The organism is Amycolatopsis sp. NPDC051071, from assembly GCF_040682875.1.
In the GTDB taxonomy this organism is placed as follows: Bacteria; Actinomycetota; Actinomycetes; order Mycobacteriales; family Pseudonocardiaceae; genus Amycolatopsis.
In genome coordinates, this window is record NZ_JBFBBY010000010.1 from 77,153 (window position 1) to 96,725 (window position 19,573).

The window sequence follows — 19,573 nt, forward strand, 5'->3', positions numbered from 1 at the left end:
GCATACTCACCTCGGGGTGCGTTGCATACGTTGAAGTAGCCGATCTTGCGTTCTTACCATCGGTGTTCTAGCCGATGATGAGGAGAAAACACGATGGCGAAGCTGGTTGTGTTCGGAGGAACCGGGTACGCGGGCGGGAAGATCACCGCCGAGGCACGTGGCCGTGGCCATGAGGTCCTGGCGGTGTCGAGGAACGCCGAAGGCGAGGGGACCCGGGCGGGATCGCTGTACGACGAGGACTTCCTCGCCGAGGTCGCCAAAGGTGCCGATGTCCTGGTCATCGCGGTACACGGGCAGAGCGGACTGCTCGACGCGGTGCCCTCGATCGCCCAGGTCGCGAAGGACAACGGTGTGCGGATCGGCGTGGTCGGTGGCGCAGGAAGCCTGCACGTGGCCGAGGGTGGGCCGCGGCTGATCGATACCCCCGAGTTCCCGGACGAGTACAAGGGCGAGGCCGGATCCCACGCGAAGGTGCTGGAAGCGTTCCGTGCGCTTCCCGAGGACATCGACTGGTTCTACCTCAGCCCGGCCGCCGAGTTCGGCGCGTGGGCCGAGGGGGAGCGGACCGGGGACTTCCGGCTCGGGAGCGACGTGCTGCTGACCGACGAGAACGGCGCGTCGAAGATCAGCGGCGCAGACTACGCGATCGCGTTCGTCGACGAGATCGACAAGCCGACGCGCCGTCGTCAGCGCTTCTGCGTCGCTTACTGACCGGACAGCGTCTTCACGATCGGCGCGAACGTTTCCAGCATCGGTTCGAACACCGTGATGTAGGAGAAGCCGTACCGCTCGCGACGCTCCTGTAGTTGTCGGACGATTTCGTCGACGGTCCCGAACAGCAATTGCGGCGTTTCGAGCAGGGTGTCCACGTCGAGGCCATCCGGATCCTCTTCGTGCCAGGTCTCGGCGGCCGAGCGCCGGTCGTTGGTGACGACAACCCGCTGGACGAGCATGTTCAGTTCGGGGTCCCGGCCGTTCGTTCGCGAACGGAAGAAGGCGACGCGTTCGTCCATCCGCTCGGCGTCGTCGAGGCGGAAGGTGCCCGGCGATTTCCCGGGGGCCTGGCGGAGGCCCGCGAAACCGGCGATGTCGGCGTGCCGGGCGGCGAGGGAGAGCACGCCGTCGCTGTTGCCCGCGAGGAGCAGTGGCGGAGGCGTGACCTTTTCCTCGGTAAAGTGTTCGCGCAGGTAGGCAAGGCTCTCGGTGAGGTAATCGATGCGTTCCTTGGCCGGAATCCAGGGCAGGCCGGCGCCGTCGAATTCCGACTTCATGTGGCCGGAGCCGAGACCGAGGTCCAGGCGGTCGCCGGTCATCTTCACCGTCGTCGAGACTTCGCGGGCGAAGAGCGCGAAGTTGTAGAAGGGCACGTTGGAGACGAGAGTGCCTACGCGCGGCCGCTGGGTCACCGCCGCGGCCATGGTCAAGGCCGGAAACGGCGCGTTCCGTCCCGGGCCGAGGTGGTCGGGCACGGAAATGACGTCGTATCCAAGCGCCTCGACGCGGAGGCACTTCGCGGTCCAGTCCGCACGGTTCTCGGCGCCCCACAGGTTCACGCCGAACTTGAATTTCCCCATGAACGGCAACCTAGCCACGCCGGACAGGACCGCGCGCCCTGTTTCGCGAGGAGCCAAAAACGGAGCAAGGGACCTTTGCTGCTACTTTCCAAAAGAAAGTAGCAGCAAAGGTCCTTGCTCCGTGGATCAGGCGTTTCCGTCGAAGAGGGACGTGACTGACCCGTCTTCGAAGACCTGCTGGATGGCCTGCGCCAGCAGCGGCGCGATGGACAGCACGGTCAGGCCCGGGAAGCGCTTCTCTTCCGGGATCGGCAGCGTGTTGGTGACGATCACCTCGCGTGCCTTGCACTGCGAAAGCCGCTCGGTGGCGGGGTCGGACAGGATGCCGTGGGTCGAGGCGATGACGACGTCGGACGCGCCTTCGTCGAGCAGGGCCTCGGTGGCCTTCACGATCGTGCCGCCGGTGTCGATCATGTCGTCGATCAGCACGCACAGCTGACCGCGGACCTTGCCGACGACGCGGTTGGCGACGGCCTGGTTCGGCTTGTCCGGGTCGCGGGTCTTGTGGATGAAGGCGATCGGCCGGTCACCCAGCTGGGCCGCCCACTTCTCGGCCAGCCGCACGCGGCCCGAGTCCGGCGAAACGACGGTGATGTTCTCGCCCTGGTAGGTCTTGTTGATGTGTGCGGCCAGCACGTTCTGCGCGAGAAGGTGGTCGACAGGGCCGTCGAAGAAGCCCTGGATCTGCGCGGTGTGCAGGTCGACCGTCATGATCCGGTCGGCGCCCGCGGTCTTGAACAGGTCGGCGATCAGGCGCGCGGAGATCGGCTCGCGGCCCTTGTGCTTCTTGTCCTGCCGCGCGTACGGGTAGAACGGCATGATCACGGTGATCCGCTTGGCGCTCGCCCGCTTGAGGGCGTCCACCATGATCAGCTGCTCCATCACCCACTCGTTGATGGGCGCCGGGTGGCTCTGGATCACGAACGCGTCGGTCCCGCGCACCGATTCGTTGAACCGGACGAAGATCTCCCCGTTGGCGAAGTTGTGCGCGGTCTGCGGGACGACCGTCACGTTGAGGTGCTCGGCCACCTCGTTCGCGAGCTCCGGGTGTGCGCGCCCGGAGAAGAGCATCAGGTTCTTCTTCGGTGTGCCGGACTTCGAACTCATGCTGGCGACTCCCCGTCGTTTCCCTTATTTGAATCGGACACGGCGGTGGTGTCCTGCTTCGCGGCGGAAGCTGCTTCCGCCGCGGGTGTGCCCGGCCTGCGCCGGGTCACCCAGTCTTCGATGTTGCGCTGCGGCCCGGTCGACACGGCGAGCGCGCCCGGCGGCACGTCCTGCCTGATCACGGTGCCCGCCCCACTGTAAGCGCCATCGCCGATGGTCACCGGGGCGACGAACGTGTTGTCCGCGCCGAGCCGTACCTGGGAGCCGATCGTGGTGTGGTGCTTGTTCACGCCGTCGTAGTTGACGAAGACGCTGGAACAACCGATATTGCTGTTTTCGCCGATGGTCGCGTCACCGACGTAGGTCAGGTGCGGCACCTTCGTCCCGGCGCCGATGTCCGCCTTCTTCGTTTCGACGAACGCGCCGAGTTTGGCCTTGGTCCCCAGTTTGGTGCCGGGCCGCAGGTAGGTGAACGGGCCGACCTTGACGCCGTCGCCGAGTTCCGAATCGGAACCGTGCGTCCGTACCACCGACGCGCCCGCGCCGACCGAGACGTTCTCCAGGGTGCTGTCCGGGCCGATCTGCGCGCCTTCGCCGACCGAAGTCGAACCCTTCAGCTGCACACCGGGCTCGATGACGACGTCACGCGAAAGGGTCACGCCCGCGTCGATCCAGGTGCTCGACGGGTCGACGACGGTGACGCCCGCCCGCTGCCAGCCGCGGACGATCCGGCGGTTCAGCTCCGCGCCGAGCACGGAGAGCTGGACACGGTCGTTGACTCCTTCGGTCACCCACGGGTCGTCGATGACCAGCGCGCCGACGCCCTTGCCGTCGCCGCGGGCGATGCCGAGGACGTCGGTGAGGTAGAGCTCGCCCTGCGCGTTGTCCGTCGAAAGCTTCGAAAGCCCGTCGACCAGCACCGAAGCGTCGAACGCGTAGACACCGGAGTTGATTTCGGCGATTTCGCGCTCTTCGGGGGTGGCGTCCTTCTGCTCGATGATCGAGGTGACGACGCCGTTCCCGTCGCGCACGATCCGGCCGTAGCCGGTCGGGTCCGCGACGACCGCGGTCAGCACGGTGACCGCGTTTCCGGTGGAGGTGTGCTCGGTGACCAGGGAAGCGAGCGTTTCGGTGTCGAGCAGCGGGACGTCGCCGTAGCTGACGATGACGGTGCCGGTCAGTCCGCCCGGCAGTGCCGCGAGCGCGCATGAGACGGCGTGCCCGGTGCCCTTCTGCTCTTCCTGGACGGCGGTGACGACCTCGCGCCCGAGCGCCTCGCCGACCCGGTCCAGCCGCGCGCCGACCGTGTCGCGGCCGTGGCCGATGACCACGACGAGGTGTTCCGGGCTCAGCCCCGCGGCCGCCCGGACCGCGTGCTCGACCAGCGAGCGGCCGGCGATCGGATGCAGCACCTTCGGAGTGGACGAACGCATACGGGTGCCCTCACCCGCGGCGAGGATCAACGTGCTCAGCGGGCCGGTCACGGCGCTCCCAACATTTCACCAACGGTGGTTGTCGGGCATTGATCCTACGTGGGCTGCTCGGAGTCCCACGCGGGGTCGGTCGGAGTATCCTCGCCGGGCCATCCGGTCACCGGATCGATGGCCATCGAGTTGACCGACGAAACCTGGTTCCCGCCACCGCGTTTCGCCTGGTACATGGCCGCATCGGCGCGTGCGAGGACCTGTTCGGCCCGCTCCTGCGGCCGAAGCGAAACAAGCCCTACCGAGAGGGTGACGCCGTGCGAAAGATGGTGCGGCAAAGATGCGACGGCATTCACAGAGCGACCGAGCGCCTGCTTCGCCGCGGAGGCCGGAGCCCCAGGTAGAAGCACGATGAACTCGTCGCCGCCGTATCGCGCGACGACGTCGTCGCCACGCAGGGCGTCGCGCAGCGTGCTCGCGATGACACGCAGCACGTTGTCACCCTCGGCGTGGGACTGCTTGTCGTTGACGTCCTTGAAACCGTCGAGGTCGACCAGCGCGACGGCGAGCGGCTGGGCGTCCGCGGACGACGCCAGCGAACGCAGCTTTTCGTCGAGCGCGCGCCGGTTCGGCAGTCCGGTGAGCGGATCCTGCAGGGCCTGCTGGGTGATCGCGCCGTGCTCGGCGGACAGGCGTTCGTGTTCGCGGCGCGCGTTGAGTGTGGCGATCTGCGATTCCCGCAGCGACCACATCTCCGCTTCCAGGATCGTCGCGTAGTCGATCAGCGAGCGGCTCGCCCCGGACGCGTAGTCCGGGGCGGTGTCGAGCCTGGCCAGCTCACGGGCGAGATTCAACCGCATCGACGGCAGCGAGCCGTCCTCGTTGTCCTCGCGGACCTCTTTGAGCACCTGCAGCGCGTCTTCGCGGCGGCCGGCGTTGTCCAGGCAACGAGCCAGCGAGATGGCGATGATTTCGCGTTCGTGCGGGAACATCAGTTCCGGGTTGAGCAGGGAGGCCAGCCGCTCGATATGCGACGAATCGGGCGAGGCCAGCGCGGCGGCGGCGGCGAGCACGCCGACCTGGTCGATCGCGGGCAGGTCCTTCTTGCGCGGGAACAGCGACTCGGTGAACGGGCCTTCGGCGGCCTGCGCCATCGACGCCGCGGTGCGGAACTTGTCCGCGCCCTCGTCGTAGCGCTCGATGCGTTCGAGCCGCAGACCCCAGCCGAGCATCATCTTGACGCGGTTGATCAGCTGGAGCGCGATCTCGTGCGGGCTCGCGCTGTCGCGGATCGCCTGCGCGGCGCGGGCGATGGCCTCCTCGGCCGCCTCGTAGACGCCCAGCTGGTTCAGCACCAGCCAGCAGTCGACCAGGGTCGTGGACAGCATCCGGTCCCAGCTGCGCCTGCCGACCTGACGGTCCGGGACCGCCGAGTCGTCGAGAATGGCGAGCGCCCTGGCGATTTCGGTGAGGGCGGCGTCCTCCTGTTTGGCGATCACCAGGCGGCGCCCGCGCAACGCGTGCGCGTCGGCCCGCATCAGCGCGAGGCCGTGCCGCCTGGTGTGCGCGAGCATCTCGTCGAGCCTGGGTTCGGCTTCGGCGGCAAGGCCACGGGTGATCAGCCGCGCCACCGCGGAGTAGCGCAGCAGCTGCGCGACCAGCAGTGGTTCACCGCGACGCTGCGTCTCGTCGAGGAGTTCGTCGAGGCTGGTGATGATGTCCAGCTGTTCGGTGAAGCCGACGCGCTGGATGGCCGCACCGAGTTCGCGCGCGCGACCGTACAGCCAGGCGTCGGACATCTCCGCAAGCGCCGGCCGCCTGCTGCTGGTCGTCGGGTCGATCGCGTCCTCGGTCAGCCGCACACACCCCCACCGTTGAAAACGCCGCTGGTCATCTGTTCGTCTGCTCCGCCGCCAGGATTCGAACCTGAACTGTCAGAACCAAAATCTGAAGTGCTGCCGATTACACTACGGCGGATCGATCCTGGTCAGGATAGCCATGCCGGAGACGCCCACGCGCGCCCGGGGGTTGCCTCACAGCCGCGAGTACTCCACAGGGGACGAAACCTCCTGTACCGTAACTTACGGCATCGTAGGTAAGGTCACCCTTAGGGAAACCCTCAAGGGTCGCGCGTAGAAAAGAAGTGACTGCATGACGGCTACCCTCGACCGTTCCCAGAAGCCCGCGAAGGGCTCCAAGCCGGTAATCGACGGACAGCGATCGAGCGGCGTGCAGCTCTCGGTGTACCTCGGGGTCATCTTCCCGCTCGCCGCGCTGCTCGCGGCCGTCCCGTTCGCCTGGGGCTGGGGACTGACCTGGGTCGACGTCGGTCTGTTCGTCGTCTTCTACGCGATCAGCGGGCTCGGTATCACCGTGTCCTACCACCGTTACTTCACGCACGGTTCGTTCAAGGCCAAGCCGTGGCTGCGTGTCGTGATGGCGATCGCCGGCAGCATGGCCGTCCAGGGACCCGTGATCACCTGGGTCGCCGACCACCGGCGCCACCACGCCTTCTCCGACCGCGACGGCGACCCGCATTCGCCGTGGCTGTTCGGGACCTCGCCGCTCGCCATCGCCAAGGGGTTCTGGCACGCGCATATGGGCTGGCTGTTCGAACGCGACCAGACCAACGCGGAGCGTTTCGCGCCGGATCTGGTGAAGGACCAGGCCATCAAGAAGGTCGACGAACTGTTCTGGCTGTGGAGCCTGCTCACCCTGACGCTGCCCGCGCTGCTCGGCGGCCTGATCACCTGGTCGTTCTGGGGCGCCGTGACGGCCTTCTTCTGGGCCGGGCTGGTACGTGTCTGCGTGCTGCACCACGTGACCTGGTCGGTGAACTCGGTCTGCCACCTGATCGGTGAGCGCCCGTTCGCCGCCCGCGACAAGTCGGCCAACTTCTGGCCGCTGGCGATCTTCTCGTTCGGCGAGTCGTGGCACAACCTGCACCACGCCGACCCGACCTCGGCCCGGCACGGTGTGCAGCGCGGCCAGATCGATCTTTCCGCCCGGCTGATTTGGATCTTCGAGAAGTTCGGCTGGGCCTATGACGTGCGCTGGCCGACACCGCAGCGCCTCGCGCGCATCGCCGCCGAAAGCAAATAGCGAGGTCACGTTAGTCTTCTGCGATGGCGGGGAGACGGCGAACCAAACGTGAAGCGGTCACCGGGGCACGTCCTGTCGCCCCGGTGGCCCGGGTGCGGATGACGGGGACCGAGCGCAGGCAACAACTTCTCAACGTCGCCAGAGCCCTTTTCGCGGAGAAGGGTTTCGAGGGCACTTCCGTCGAGGAGATCGCGCATCGGGCGAACGTTTCCAAGCCGGTGGTGTACGAGCACTTCGGCGGCAAGGAGGGCATCTACGCCGTCGTCGTCGACCGCGAGACGCAGTTGCTCCTGGAGCGCATGGTCTCCACCCTCCACGGTGGACATCCGAGGGTGATGCTGGAGCAGGCGGCGATCGCGTTGCTCTCCTACGTCGAGGATTCGCACGACGGCTTCCGCATCCTGGTCCGGGATTCGCCGGTCGCGAGTTCGACGGGCACGTTCTCCACGGTGCTGAACGACATCGCCAGCCAGGTCGAGCACATCCTCGCGCAGCAGTTCGCCGCGAGGGGCTACGACGAGAAGCTGGCCGCGCTGTACGCGCAGGCACTCGTCGGGATGGTCGCGCTGACCGGGCAGTGGTGGCTCGACGCCCGGAAACCGAAACGCGACGAGGTCGCCGCACATCTGGTCAACCTCGCCTGGAACGGTCTGTCCAATTTGGAGCACAAGCCAAAGCTGCGGCTGCACTGAGATCTCGGTCGCCCGGAGGTAACGTTTCCCGGTCGGCGAGCGGTAGGTCCCCCACAGAGATCAGCAAGCTGGGGGAACATCGTGGAAAACTATCCCGCACCCGCCGTGGCACAAAGGGTGCCGCAGAAAAAGACGTGGTTGAAGCCCGTCATCCGCTTGGGCATTCTCGGCGTCATCGTCCTGGTCGCGGTTCTCGTCGCGAATCCGTTCACGGCGTCGAGTACCGAAGTCGGCGCCTGTCTCAAGGGTGACGTCGACAACGCGGGCAGTGTCGAAAAGGCCGAATGCGGTCAGCCTGACGTGAATTTCAAGGTGGTCGGCAAACAGGACGGGAAGTCGGAAATCGGGCTCAAGCTCTCGGGCGGTTCGGAATGCGACGACTATCCGACCACCGACGCGTACTTCTTCCAGGGGAAGAAGGGAGCCAGCGACGGCACCCTGCTTTGCCTGGAAGATTTGAAGAACCCGGGCGAGCGGCCGCCGGTCGTCGGTGACTGCCTTCCCGCTGACGTGGTCAAGGCGAAGAAGCTCACGAAGGTGGACTGCGCCAACGCCGACTACAAGGTCCTCGCCATCGAGAAGAGCACGGCGTACCTCGTCGATGACAGCACGGTGTGCACCCAGGTGCCGTCGACCGACGAGAAGATCGCGTGGCAGCGGTCCGGTGGCGGGCTCCCTCAGTCGAGGGTGCTGTGCCTGGACAAGCTCAAGTCCTGACCGTCAGCGCAGGAGGCCGGTCTCTCGCAGGTGGTCGAAGATGATCTTGCCCATCGCGGAGAGCCGGTCTTCCTCGGCGTGCCCGAGCCAGGCGATCTCGTCGATTTCACTGCTGGCCGCGAGCGTTCCCGTGTACTCGGCGGTGTAGCAGGTCGTCCGGACCACGGTCCCCGACGCGTGCCCGTCCGCCTGTGCCTCGAAGACCCCGGCGGGCGCGATGCTCGTCGGGTCGATCTCGACGGTCAGTTCCTCGCGGATCTCGCGGACGAGCGTTTCCGTATCGGTTTCGCCGGGTTCACGCTTGCCGCCGGGCAGGTAGAACGCCGTTTTGCCGCGCGAGCGGGCGGTCAGGACCTGGCCGTCCCGTAGGTGAAGCCACGCGATTTTGTCGATCATGGTTCAGCTCAGCGCGGCGGCGGTCTCGGCGGTCGTGAGCACTTCGCCCAGCCGCGGGAACACCTTCGTGATCGCCGATTCGTGGGAGATCGCGGCGATCCCGGCCATCGCGTCCGACACCGCGACGGTCTCGTAGCCGTGGTCGATCGCGGCACGCAGGGTCGATTCGACGCCGTACTCCGTGGCGATCCCGCCGAGCACCAGCGTCTTCACGCCGAAGCCGCGCAGGAGTCCGTCGAGATCGGTGCGGTAGAACGCGCCCATCGTATGCTTGGTGATCAGGTGTTCACCGTCGCGAGGGGTGAGTTCGGCGACCAGTTCGCTGCCGGGTGGCTGCTCGTCGACGTCCGGCCGATGCGCCCGCACGTGGACGATCGGCGAACCGGCCGCGCTGAACGCGTCTCGCAGCAAGACGGCGTTCGAGACGACTTCAGTGCCTTCGAGGGGGACAGTCTCCAGCGCGACGATCCGCGTCTGCAGGTCGATCAGGACGAGCGCGGTCGTCGCCGGGTCGATCTTCGTCATGCGAGCGAGCCTAGTGTCCCTATGCTGCAAAGCATGGGGCAGCACAGGGAAGTGGTGATCACCGGCGGCGGGACGGGCATCGGCTACGCGGTCGCGGCGGCGTTCGCCGCGCAGGGTGAGCGGGTGACGATCACCGGCCGCCGCGAACAGGTCCTCATCGAGTCGGCCACGTTGCTCGGCGCGAATCGGTGCCGTTCGACGCGGCCGATCCGGACGCGGTGGAGCACGCGCTCGCGGAGTTGCCGGACCGCGTCGACGTCTTGGTCAACAACGCGGGCGGGAACACGGATTTCCAGGCCGGACCCGGCCGGGACCTGAAGTCGTTCGCCGCGAACTGGCAGGCCAACCTTGACGCGAACGTGTTCAGTGCCGTGCTGGTCACCCGTGCCCTGCGGGACCGGCTCGCCGACGGCGCGCGGATCGTCACCATCGGCTCGATCGCCGCCCATACGGGAGCCGGTTCCTACGGGGCGGCCAAGGCCGCGCTGGAGGCGTGGAACGTCGACGTGGCAAGGGAGTTCGGGCCGCGTGGGATCACCGCGAACATCATCGCGCCCGGTCTGGTCGGGGACACCGAGTTCTTCCACGGCAAGCTCAGCGACGAGCGCCGGGACTGGCTCGTCGGCACCACACTGACCAAACGCGCCGGTGAGCCCGAGGACGTCGCCGAAGTGGTGGCCTTCCTGGCGTGCCCTGGTGCGCGGCACGTCACCGGCCAGGTCGTCCACGTCAACGGCGGCGCGTACTTCGGGCGTTAGACACCAGGCGTGACGCGCAGCAGTTTGTCGTCCTTGCCTTCCGAGGTCGTGATGTAAAGAGAGCCGTCCGGTGCGCTTCGGACGGCGCGCAGCCTGCCGAACTTGTCGTCGAACTCCGGGGGCAGCGTCACTTCGGTGACCTTGCCCGTGTCGTCGAGGCGGAACAGCAACAGCTTCTGCCCTTTCAACGCCGTCACGGCGAGTGAGCCTTCGAGCGTGCCCCACTGCGATCCGGTGAGGAATTCGGCGCCGCAGATCGCCTCGGTGATCTCGCCGGTGGTCCACAGAGGACTGACGGCGTCCGGGAATCGCCGCGTGTCGGTCATCGGAACGCCTTCGTCGTAACTGGTTTCGGTACCGCCCTTGGACGGGTCCCAGCCGTAGTTCGCGCCCGCGCGTTCCAGGTTGACCTCGTCGTCGATGGCCGGCCCGTGCTCGGCGGTGAACACCTGCCCGGAACCCGGCCGGACCGTGACGCCCTGGACGTTGCGATGCCCGTAGGTGAACACACGTTGTTCGTTCGGGTTCGCCGAGGAGATGAAGGGGTTGTCCGGCAACGGGTTCCCGGTCTTCGCGTCGACGCGAAGCACCTTGCCGCCGAGACTCGTGCGGTCCTGCGGGAAGGCCGGGCGCGCCGTGTCGCCGGTGCCGACGAGCAGCGCGTCGTCCGCGGCCAGCGTCGGACGGCAGCCCGAATGCCTGCCGCTCGGGTTCACCGGCAGCCCGGTCAGCAGATCCTTGACCTTCGTGGCGCTCGCGCCGTCCTCCGAAAGCCGCCAGGTGACCAGCCGGATGTCGACGGCGTTGTCACCCTCCTTGTGGGTCTGGCACGTGATGAACTCGCGCGAAGTCGCGAAGTCCTTGCTGATCACCATCCCCATCAGGCCGCCCTCGCCGCGCACGTGGACGTCGGAGAAGTCGGCGGTGACGTCGTGTTTCACGCCGTTGTCGAGCAGGGTCAGCTTGCCAGGGCGCTGGGTGACGAGGATCTTCCCGTCCGGCAGGAAACCGACGTCCCAGCCGTGTTCGAGGCCGGCGGTCACCTGCTCGACCTTGAACTTCGTCACGGCGGGTTTCGAGGTGACCGGCGGCGCGCTCCGCACCGTTTCGCTCGCCGCCCCGGAACAGGCCGTGACCAGCAAGGACAGGGACGCGATCGCGACGACGGCGGTAGTGCGCATGGCATCAGCATGCCAGTGCGCTCAACCACCCGCGCGCACCAAACCGCTTTCGTAGGCGAACACCACGGCGTGGACTCTGTCGCGCAAAGACAGTTTCGCGAGGATGCGGCCGACGTGGGTCTTCACCGTCGTCTCCCCGATGTAGAGCTTCGCGGCGATTTCGGCGTTCGCCAGGCCACGCGCGATGAGCGTGAGGACGTCCTTCTCGCGTTCGGTGAGTTTCTCCAGCCGCGCGCTTTTCCCGGAGTCCCTGTCATCGGCCAGATAGCGGTCCAGCAGGCGTTTCGTGACCGAAGGCGAAACCATCGAATCGCCGCGAAGCACACCCCGGATCGCGACCAGGATCTCGTCGGCGGGGGCGTCCTTGACGAGGAACCCGCTGGCGCCCGCACGCAACGCGGCGTACGCGTACTCGTCGAGGTCGAAGGTGGTGATCATCAGGACCCGGGTGTGCGGTAGTGCCCCGCAGATCCGTTCGGTCGCCGCGACGCCGTCGAGAACGGGCATCCGGACGTCCATCAGGACCAGATCCGGCCGCAGTCTCCTGGCCGCTTCGATCGCTTCGGCGCCGTTGGTGGCTTCGCCCGCGACGGTCAGGTCCTCCTGACTCGTGACGATCATGCCCATCCCGACACGGATCAGTTCCTGGTCGTCGCAGATCAGCACCGTCGTGCTCATCCCGCCTCCACCACGAGGCTCGCGGCGACCCGGTAGCCGCCGTCGCGGGTCGGCCCGGTGTCGAGGGTGCCGTGGAACATCTCGACGCGCTGGGCCATCCCCGCCAGTCCCCGGCCCGACGATGGAAGGGGCGGCGCGGCCGGGCCGGAACCGCCGGTGTTCGTCACCTCGATCCGGACGTCCCGGCGGTGGCCTTCCCGGCCGAAATCGATTTCGACGGTTCCGCTCGCGTCGCCGGGCGCGTGTTTGATCATGTTCGTCAGTGCTTCCTGGACGATCCGGTACGCCTGGAGTGCGGCGCTGGGCGGCAGGCCCTCGGCGTCACCCGTGACTTGAAGGCCGACTTCGAGGCCGTTCGCGCTCACCTGCGTCACCAGGTCGCGAAGCTCCGCGACGGTCGGTTGCGGGCTTCGGGTCGCTTCGTCGGCGTGGAGGACTTCCAGCAGACGCCGAAGCTCGGCGAGGGCGTCGCGGCCCGCCTTGCCGATCGTGTCGAGGGTGCGGTCGACGGCTTCGGGATCCTGGTGGCGGATGAGTTTCGCGCCCTCCGCGTTGATCACGATGACACTCACGCTGTGCGCGAGGACGTCGTGCAGTTCCCGTGCGATGCGGGTGCGTTCCTCGGCGACGGCCGCCCTGGCGCGGGCGTCCTGTTCGGACACGGCCAGTTCCGCTCTCGCCTCTTCCTCTTTCGAAAGCCGTTGCCGCGCACGGAAGAACTCGCCGAGCGCCCAGGCGGCGACATGCAGCGGGATCGACGCGAAAATCGCCATCTCCGGACCCTGTTTGGTGGTCAGTCCCCAGGTGAGCCCCCATATGACGTCGAGTGCGACGATCGCGACGGCGATCAGCGTGGCGAACCGCCGGTTTCCCGCCCGAACCAGTGTGTAGAGCGCGACGGCCATCGCCAGCTCGCCGCGGCCTCGGTCGTAGGCCCAGAACTCCACGAGATACACCGCGGTCACCCCGGCGACGATCAGCACCGCGACGATCTCGGGATGACGCCGCCGCCAGGCAAGCGGGAGGAGGAAGAGGTACGGCACGAGCAGGATCACCTGAGGAACCGACGACGACCCTGACGGCGCGAGGAAGACGAACCACGCGTACAGGGGAAGGTCGGTCACCCATTGGTGGGTTTGGAGCCGGTCCAGCAGCTTGCGCACGAACCGAACGTAACCCCGCCCCGGCGCGGAGCGCGTCGTCCTGGAGTACTCCCGTGGTCCTCCCACAGGAGTACTGATCCGGCCACCGGAGCCGACGCGGAGCCACAAAAGCCGTTCCTAACGTCGAGAACATGTCGATCACCAGGGAATTCCTCCGCCATCCGATGCTGACCGGGGCCGTCGCGGCCAGTTCGCCGAAACTCGCCGAGGCCATGACGGCGGGCCTCGGCCTGGAGAGCGCCGGACTCGCCGTCGAACTGGGCCCCGGCACCGGTGTCTTCACCGACGCCGTCGCCAGGAGGCTGCCGCCGGACGCGCGGCTGGTCGCCGTCGAGATCAATCCCCGGCTCGCCCGCGAACTGCGGGCACGGCATCCGGACGTCGAGATCGTCGAAGGTTCCGCCGAGAACCTTGACGAATACGTGCGCGAGGCGGCCGACGTCGTGGTCTCCGGTCTGCCGTGGACGGTCATGCCAGCCGACCGTCAGGAGCGGATCCTCGACCAGGTCACGGAAATCCTGACCCCGAACGGGCGGTTCACGACGTTCGCCTACGCGCACGCCGCGTGGACACCGCCGGCCCGGCGGTTCGCGGCGGCACTGCGGGAGAGGTTTTCGGTGACGGGACGGACGCCGCTGATCTGGCCGAACCTGCCGCCCGCGTTCGTGCATCGCGCGGCACTGCCGGTCAGCGCGTCAGGATCTCCGCTGTCGCGGCGTCGGCGGGAAGGAACGTCTCCAGCTTCAGCTCGGACACCGTGACGTCGGCGGCCGTCGCGAACGTCGTGATGGCCGTGATCAGCCGCAGCTCACCGGCCGAAGTGGCCAGACGCATCGGGACGGCGAACCCGAGGTGGTCCGGGCCGGGCGGGCCGAGTGGCGGAACGTAACCTTCGAGTTCGGCCAGCAACGCGGTCAGTCGCTCGTCGGGTGCGTGCGCGATCTCCTGCGTCAGCCGTTCGAGGATGTGCCGCGCCCAATCGGCGAGGTTGCGTATGCGTGGCGCCATCCCCTCCGGATGGAGGGCGAGCCGCAGGGTGTTGACCGGCTCTTCGAGCAGTTCCGGCGCGACGTCCTCGAAGAGCAGGTCGAGTGCCTCGTTGTGGGCGACGAGAACGCCGTAGCGGTCCACCACGATCGCCGGATACGGCCGGTGCCCTTCGAGCAGCCGCCGCATCCCTTCGAGGACCGGTCGCAGGCTGGGGTCGTCCAGTGAGGTTTCCGGGAAACTGGCGGCGAAACCGGCCGCGAGCAGCAAACCGTTGCGTTCGCGGAGCGGCAGTTCGAGCGATTCGGCGACGCGCAGCACCAGGCCGCGGCCGGGGATCGACCGGCCGCCTTCCAGGAAACTCACATGCCGTTGGGTGGTTCCGGCCCGTAACGCCAGTTCCAGCTGGGACAACCGCCGCCGCTCGCGCCAGCCCTTGAGCGCGGGGCCGAATCCGGAAACCATGGTCGCCATCTTGGCCGAGACGCCGGTGGCGCCGCTATTCCCTCGAAGGAATTGAGGTGATTCCCCGGTGCGGAGATGCTCGTGGCATGAAATTCGGTCTGGTCGTCCCCACCTATCGGTCCATCCTCGACGCCGGGCGGACCGCCCCGGAAATGGTCGCCGTCGCGGTCGAAGCCGAACGCCTCGGCCTCGACTCGGTCTGGGTCGGCGACACCCTGGCGAAGGCACCCATCGATCCACTGACGTTGCTCGGCGCGTTCGCCGCCAGAACCGAACGGGTCACCCTCGGTACCGCCGCACTGCTTCCGTCACTACGGGATCCGGTCCTTTCCGCGAACGCGATTCTTTCACTCGATCTGATCAGCCAAGGCCGGATCACGCTCGGTGTCGGGGCGGGCTTCGCGGGCCGCAGCGAACCGGAGTTCGCCTTCACCCGCGTCCCGTGGGAGCGCCGTCGCGCCCGGCTCGACGACATCGTCGCGTTGTGGCGCCACGTGTGGAGCGGCAAGAGCGGCCCGTTCCACGGCGAGGTCCTGCACTACGACACTCTTCCGGAGTACCCGGAGCCGCACCGTCCCGGCGGCCCGCCGGTCTGGCTCGCCGCGTTCACGCCAGGCGCGCTGGAGCGAGCGGGACGGCTTTACGACGGCTGGCTGCCGTACCCGCCCGACGTCACCGACTACGTCGACGGCCTCGCGAAGATCCGCGAAACCGCCGTACGCCCGGTGACACCCGCGTTGTTCGCGACGGTGCTCATCGAGGACGACCCGGTTCGCGCGCGTGCGCGGCTGGAGGACTACGCACAGCGGAACTACGGTGTCCCGCTGGACTTCGTCGAGAAGATCCAAGTGCAGATCGCGGGCAGCCGCGAGGAGGTCGCCGCGAGACTTCGCGAATACACGGACGCGGGTGCCGAACACATCCTGATCCGCGTTGCCACGCAGGAACCGGCCGAGTTCGACGAGCAGCTTCCGAAGGTGGTCGAGGCCCTGCCGAGGTAATGGCGCGGCGAACTGTCGGTGTCCCCACGTAGGCTGGGACGGTGACAAACGCTCCATTGTCCGGACTCCTTCATTCCATCCTTCCCGATCCGGCCCTTCGCGGGGTCGTCGAGCGGGCCGGCGCCCCCTTGCTCGAACTGCAGGGCGCGATCGCGACCCGGCAGCTGGTCGCGGGCGCCCTCGCCGCGGACGAGGGCGCCGGCCGCCCCGTGCTCGCGGTGACCGCCACCGGCCGCGAGGCCGACGAGCTGACGGCGTCGCTCAAGTCGTTCCTCGGCGAAGGCGCCGTCGCCGACTTCCCGTCGTGGGAGACGCTGCCGCACGAGCGGCTGTCCCCGCGCGCGGACACCGTCGGGCGGCGGCTGGAGGTGCTGCACCGGCTCAAGACGGGTGCCGACGACCTGCGCGTCGTCGTCGCGACCGTACGCAGCCTCATCCAGCCGATGGCGCCAGGGCTCGGTTCGCTCGCGCCGATCGACCTGGTCGTCGGCGAGGAGCAGAGCTTCGAAGGGCTGCTCGAGCAGCTGGTCGAGCTGGCCTACACACGGGTGGACATGGTCGAGAAGCGCGGCGAGTTCGCCGTGCGTGGCGGCATCCTCGACCTGTTCGGCCCGACGGCGCAGCATCCGGTGCGGGTCGAGTTCTGGGGTGACGAGGTCAGCGAGATCCGCGCGTTCGCGGTGTCGGACCAGCGGTCGCTGCCGGGGGAAATTCAGCACGTCAGCGCGCCGCCGTGCCGTGAGCTGCTGCTCACCGAGGCGGTCCGCGCGAAGGCCGCCGAGCTGGCGACGACGTACGAGGCCGACGCGCAGCTCACCGAGATGCTCACCAAGCTGTCCGGCGGGATCCCCGTCGAAGGGATGGAAGCGCTCATCCCCGTGCTGTGCGAGGACGAGCTGGAGCTGCTCACCGACGCGATGCCCGAAGGCACGCACGTGCTGGTCGCCGATCCGGAGAAGATCCGCGCCCGCGCGGCCGATCTGGTCCGCACCGGGCAGGAGTTCCTCGAAGCGTCCTGGACCACGGCCGCGGCAGGTGGTCAGGCACCGATCGATCTCGGCGCGTCGGCCTACCGGGACCTCGCGGAGATCGCGAAGCACGCTCAGGAGACGAAGCGTTCCTGGTGGACACTGACGCAGCTGGCCAGCGACGATCCCGACGTCTACCGGGTCTCGGTCGAGGCCGCGCCGGCGTACCGGGGCGAAGTGGAGCGCGCGACGACCGACCTGCGCGCGCACACCGCCGCGGGCGGGACGGCCGTGCTCGTCGTCGCCGGGCACGGGACCGCGGCCCGCGCGGTCGAGCAGCTGTCGGCGGGCGACGTGCCCGCGTCGCTGGCGGAAGGGCTGACCGTCCCGCTCACGGCAGGCGTGGTGACGGTGACCTGCGGTGGTCTTTCGGACGGGTTCGTCTCGCCGGAACGCGCGCTGGTGGTGCTGTCCGAGTCGGATCTGACCGGCAGGGGCTCCGGCGCCGGAACGTCCACAAAGGACTTCAGTACCAAGATGCCGTCGAGGCGCCGCAACGCCGTCGACCCGCTCGCACTGAAGACGGGTGACTACGTGGTGCACGACCAGCACGGCATCGGGCGGTTCGTCGAGATGGTGCAGCGCACCGTCGCCGGTGCCACCCGCGAGTACCTGTTGCTGGAGTACGCCTCCTCCAAACGCGGGCATCCGGGGGACAGGCTGTTCGTGCCGACCGACCAGCTCGACGAGGTCTCCCGGTACGTCGGCGGCGAGCTGCCGACACTGAACAAACTCGGCGGATCCGACTGGAAGAACACCAAGGCCAAGGCGAAGAAGGCGGTCAAGGAGATCGCCGCGGAGCTGGTGCAGCTCTACGCCGCGCGGCAGGCGGCCCCCGGGCACGCGTTCGGCCAGGACACCCCGTGGCAGAGCGAACTCGAAGACGCCTTCCCGTTCACCGAGACCAACGACCAGCTCGCCGCGATCGACGAGGTCAAGGCGGATATGGAACGCGGCGTCCCGATGGACCGCGTCATCTGCGGCGACGTCGGTTACGGCAAGACCGAGATCGCGGTGCGCGCGGCGTTCAAGGCGGTGCAGGACGGCAAGCAGGTCGCGGTGCTGGTGCCGACGACGCTGCTGGCGCAGCAGCACCTCAACACCTTCACCGAACGGATGAGCTCGTTCCCGGTGAAGATCAGGGGTCTTTCGCGGTTCACGAACAAGAACGAGTCCGACGCGGTACTGGAGCAGCTGTCCTCCGGCGACGTCGACATCGTGATCGGCACACACCGGCTGTTGCAGACCGGGATCCGGTACAAGGACCTCGGCCTGGTGATCGTCGACGAGGAGCAGCGGTTCGGCGTCGAGCACAAGGAGCACATCAAGGCGCTCCGGACGCACGTCGACGTGCTGACGATGTCGGCGACGCCGATCCCGCGGACGCTGGAGATGTCGCTCGCCGGGATCCGCGAGATGTCCACGATCCTGACCCCGCCCGAGGACAGGCATCCGATCCTGACCTACGTCGGCGGCTACGACGACAAACAGGTCGGCGCCGCCATCCGGCGCGAACTGCTGCGCGACGGCCAGGTCTTTTACGTGCACAACAGGGTTTCCTCGATCGAGAAGGCCGCGAAACGCATTCGCGAGCTGGTGCCGGAGGCACGTGTCGTCACCGCGCACGGGCAGATGAACGAGGACAAACTCGAGAAGATCATCCAGGGTTTCTGGGAGAACGAGTACGACGTGCTCGTCTGCACCACGATCGTCGAGACCGGGCTGGACATCTCGAACGCCAACACGCTGCTGGTGGAACGTGGTGACCTGCTCGGGCTCGCGCAGCTGCACCAGTTGCGCGGCCGGGTCGGGCGTGGTCGCGAGCGCGGGTACGCGTACTTCCTGTATCCGCCGGAGTCGCCGCTCACCGAGACCGCGCACGACCGGCTCGCGACCATCGCGCAGAACACCGAACTCGGCGCGGGAATGGCCGTCGCGATGAAGGACCTGGAGATCCGCGGCGCGGGCAACATCCTCGGCGCGGAACAGTCCGGGCATATCGCGGGTGTCGGTTTCGATTTGTACGTGCGGCTCGTCGGCGAGGCCGTCGACGCGTTCCGGCGGCACGCGGGCGCGGACACGGCGGAGGACGAAGAACTCGCCGACGTCCGGGTCGACCTCCCGGTCGACGCGCATATCCCGCACGACTATGTCCCGGGCGAGCGGCTGCGGCTGGAGGCGTACCGCAAGATCGCGGCCGCGCCGGACCAGGCCGGGCTCGACGCGGTGCGCGAAGAACTCGTCGACCGCTACGGCCAGCCGCCCGCGGCCGTGCGGCGTCTGCTCGCGGTCGCCGCCTTCCGGCACACCTGCCGCGCGGCAGGCGTCACCGAGGTCGCCGTCCAGGGCAGCTCGATCCGGTTCGCGCCGTTGCCGCTGGCGGATTCGCAGATGGTGCGGCTGAAGCGCCTGTACCCCAAAGCTCTCTACAAGGCCGTGACGAACACGGTTTCCGTGCCGAAGCCGACCGAGGGCGCGGCCGGTGGCCGCATCGGCGCGCCGATGCTGCGGGACGAGGAACTGCTGGACTGGTGCGCGAAACTGCTGACGAACCTGATGAAGTCGCCGGCCCCCGTCGCGTGAAGTCAGGGGGATCACCGAGCTGGTCGCCGTCGTCCACTCGGTGATCTCCGACAACCCCGGGAGCTCGAAGGGCGGCTACCGGTCTCACCGAGACGAAATCGCTGCTGGAACGGGCTTTCCGAATGCGTCTCTGTCCGGCCTGGAGCCAGGGACACGTCGGCGTTTCCTGACCGGGCACCGCTGATTGCCGGA

The 19,573-nt window shown here is 67.8% G+C and carries 17 protein-coding genes, 1 tRNA gene and 1 pseudogene; 8 read left to right on the forward strand and 11 right to left on the reverse strand.

Annotation, left to right across the window (positions count from 1 at the left end; translation table 11 throughout):
• The first annotated feature begins 93 nt into the window (after nt 1-93).
• The gene (locus tag AB0M65_RS05680; protein WP_364021936.1) at nt 94-711 is read left to right on the forward strand and encodes an NAD(P)H-binding protein; all 618 of its coding nucleotides are present in this window, start codon (nt 94-96) and stop codon (nt 709-711) included.
• On the opposite strand, the gene AB0M65_RS05685 is transcribed toward AB0M65_RS05680, so the two are convergent.
• From AB0M65_RS05685 to AB0M65_RS05705, 5 genes are all read right to left on the reverse strand, one after another.
• Complete coding sequence (locus AB0M65_RS05685) at nt 705-1,574, reverse strand: TIGR03621 family F420-dependent LLM class oxidoreductase (RefSeq protein WP_364021939.1); 870 nt, start codon at nt 1,572-1,574, stop codon at nt 705-707. The two genes, AB0M65_RS05680 and AB0M65_RS05685, sit on opposite strands and share 7 nt — an antisense overlap.
• Nucleotides 1,575-1,700: 126 nt before the next feature.
• Nucleotides 1,701-2,681 carry a ribose-phosphate diphosphokinase gene (locus AB0M65_RS05690; RefSeq protein ID WP_364021942.1) on the reverse strand — a complete coding sequence of 327 codons (981 nt, stop codon included), beginning with the start codon at nt 2,679-2,681 and terminating at the stop codon, nt 1,701-1,703.
• Entirely contained in the window at nt 2,678-4,165 is a 1,488-nt protein-coding gene (glmU, locus tag AB0M65_RS05695; RefSeq protein WP_364021945.1) for a bifunctional UDP-N-acetylglucosamine diphosphorylase/glucosamine-1-phosphate N-acetyltransferase GlmU, read from the reverse strand. The genes AB0M65_RS05690 and glmU overlap by 4 nt, the downstream gene beginning before the upstream one ends.
• A gap of 44 nt (nt 4,166-4,209) precedes the next feature.
• Nucleotides 4,210-5,967 (reverse strand): GGDEF domain-containing protein, encoded by a 1,758-nt coding sequence (locus tag AB0M65_RS05700; protein ID WP_364021948.1) that lies wholly within the window; start codon nt 5,965-5,967, stop codon nt 4,210-4,212.
• Between the two features lie 43 nt (nt 5,968-6,010).
• A tRNA-Gln gene (locus tag AB0M65_RS05705) sits at nt 6,011-6,082 on the reverse strand.
• A 174-nt stretch (nt 6,083-6,256) separates the two neighbouring features.
• Here AB0M65_RS05705 and AB0M65_RS05710 point away from each other — a divergent pair.
• From AB0M65_RS05710 to AB0M65_RS05720, 3 genes are all read left to right on the forward strand, one after another.
• Nucleotides 6,257-7,207: an acyl-CoA desaturase gene (locus tag AB0M65_RS05710; RefSeq protein WP_364021951.1), complete on the forward strand. Its 951-nt coding sequence runs from the start codon at nt 6,257-6,259 to the stop codon at nt 7,205-7,207.
• A gap of 98 nt (nt 7,208-7,305) precedes the next feature.
• On the forward strand, nt 7,306-7,899 hold the full coding sequence (locus tag AB0M65_RS05715) for a TetR/AcrR family transcriptional regulator (protein WP_364022010.1): 594 nt from the start codon (nt 7,306-7,308) through the stop codon (nt 7,897-7,899).
• A 138-nt stretch (nt 7,900-8,037) separates the two neighbouring features.
• Nucleotides 8,038-8,616, forward strand: a complete 579-nt coding sequence (locus tag AB0M65_RS05720; protein ID WP_364021954.1) for a hypothetical protein — start codon at nt 8,038-8,040, stop codon at nt 8,614-8,616.
• A 3-nt stretch (nt 8,617-8,619) separates the two neighbouring features.
• Here the strand turns inward: AB0M65_RS05720 and AB0M65_RS05725 are convergent, their stop codons facing one another.
• Both AB0M65_RS05725 and AB0M65_RS05730 read right to left on the reverse strand, forming a co-directional pair.
• Entirely contained in the window at nt 8,620-9,012 is a 393-nt protein-coding gene (locus AB0M65_RS05725; protein WP_364021957.1) for an NUDIX domain-containing protein, read from the reverse strand.
• 3 nt (nt 9,013-9,015) lie between these two features.
• Nucleotides 9,016-9,537: an isochorismatase family protein gene (locus tag AB0M65_RS05730; protein ID WP_364021960.1), complete on the reverse strand. Its 522-nt coding sequence runs from the start codon at nt 9,535-9,537 to the stop codon at nt 9,016-9,018.
• Between the two features lie 33 nt (nt 9,538-9,570).
• On the opposite strand from AB0M65_RS05730, the pseudogene AB0M65_RS05735 reads away from it, so the two are divergent.
• Nucleotides 9,571-10,295, forward strand: a pseudogene (locus AB0M65_RS05735) (SDR family oxidoreductase).
• On the opposite strand, the gene AB0M65_RS05740 reads toward AB0M65_RS05735, so the two are convergent.
• From AB0M65_RS05740 to AB0M65_RS05750, 3 genes are read right to left on the reverse strand one after another with little or no spacing between them, the layout of a single operon-like run.
• Complete coding sequence (locus AB0M65_RS05740) at nt 10,292-11,476, reverse strand: PQQ-dependent sugar dehydrogenase (protein WP_364021963.1); 1,185 nt, start codon at nt 11,474-11,476, stop codon at nt 10,292-10,294. The pseudogene AB0M65_RS05735 and the gene AB0M65_RS05740 sit on opposite strands and share 4 nt — an antisense overlap.
• A gap of 21 nt (nt 11,477-11,497) precedes the next feature.
• The gene (locus tag AB0M65_RS05745; protein WP_364021966.1) at nt 11,498-12,154 is read right to left on the reverse strand and encodes a response regulator transcription factor; all 657 of its coding nucleotides are present in this window, start codon (nt 12,152-12,154) and stop codon (nt 11,498-11,500) included.
• Nucleotides 12,151-13,317, reverse strand: coding sequence for a histidine kinase (locus AB0M65_RS05750; protein WP_364021969.1), 1,167 nt, complete (start codon nt 13,315-13,317; stop codon nt 12,151-12,153). Before AB0M65_RS05750 ends, AB0M65_RS05745 begins: the two co-directional genes overlap by 4 nt.
• Nucleotides 13,318-13,448: 131 nt before the next feature.
• On the opposite strand from AB0M65_RS05750, the gene AB0M65_RS05755 reads away from it, so the two are divergent.
• On the forward strand, nt 13,449-14,078 hold the full coding sequence (locus tag AB0M65_RS05755; protein WP_364021972.1) for a methyltransferase domain-containing protein: 630 nt from the start codon (nt 13,449-13,451) through the stop codon (nt 14,076-14,078).
• On the opposite strand, the gene AB0M65_RS05760 is transcribed toward AB0M65_RS05755, so the two are convergent.
• The gene (locus tag AB0M65_RS05760; RefSeq protein ID WP_364021975.1) at nt 14,005-14,769 is read right to left on the reverse strand and encodes a helix-turn-helix transcriptional regulator; all 765 of its coding nucleotides are present in this window, start codon (nt 14,767-14,769) and stop codon (nt 14,005-14,007) included. The two genes, AB0M65_RS05755 and AB0M65_RS05760, sit on opposite strands and share 74 nt — an antisense overlap.
• Before the next feature lie 86 nt (nt 14,770-14,855).
• On the opposite strand from AB0M65_RS05760, the gene AB0M65_RS05765 reads away from it, so the two are divergent.
• The gene (locus tag AB0M65_RS05765) at nt 14,856-15,770 is read left to right on the forward strand and encodes an LLM class flavin-dependent oxidoreductase (RefSeq protein WP_364021978.1); all 915 of its coding nucleotides are present in this window, start codon (nt 14,856-14,858) and stop codon (nt 15,768-15,770) included.
• A gap of 56 nt (nt 15,771-15,826) precedes the next feature.
• Complete coding sequence (mfd, locus tag AB0M65_RS05770) at nt 15,827-19,381, forward strand: transcription-repair coupling factor (protein ID WP_364022013.1); 3,555 nt, start codon at nt 15,827-15,829, stop codon at nt 19,379-19,381.
• Nucleotides 19,382-19,573 lie beyond the last annotated feature (192 nt).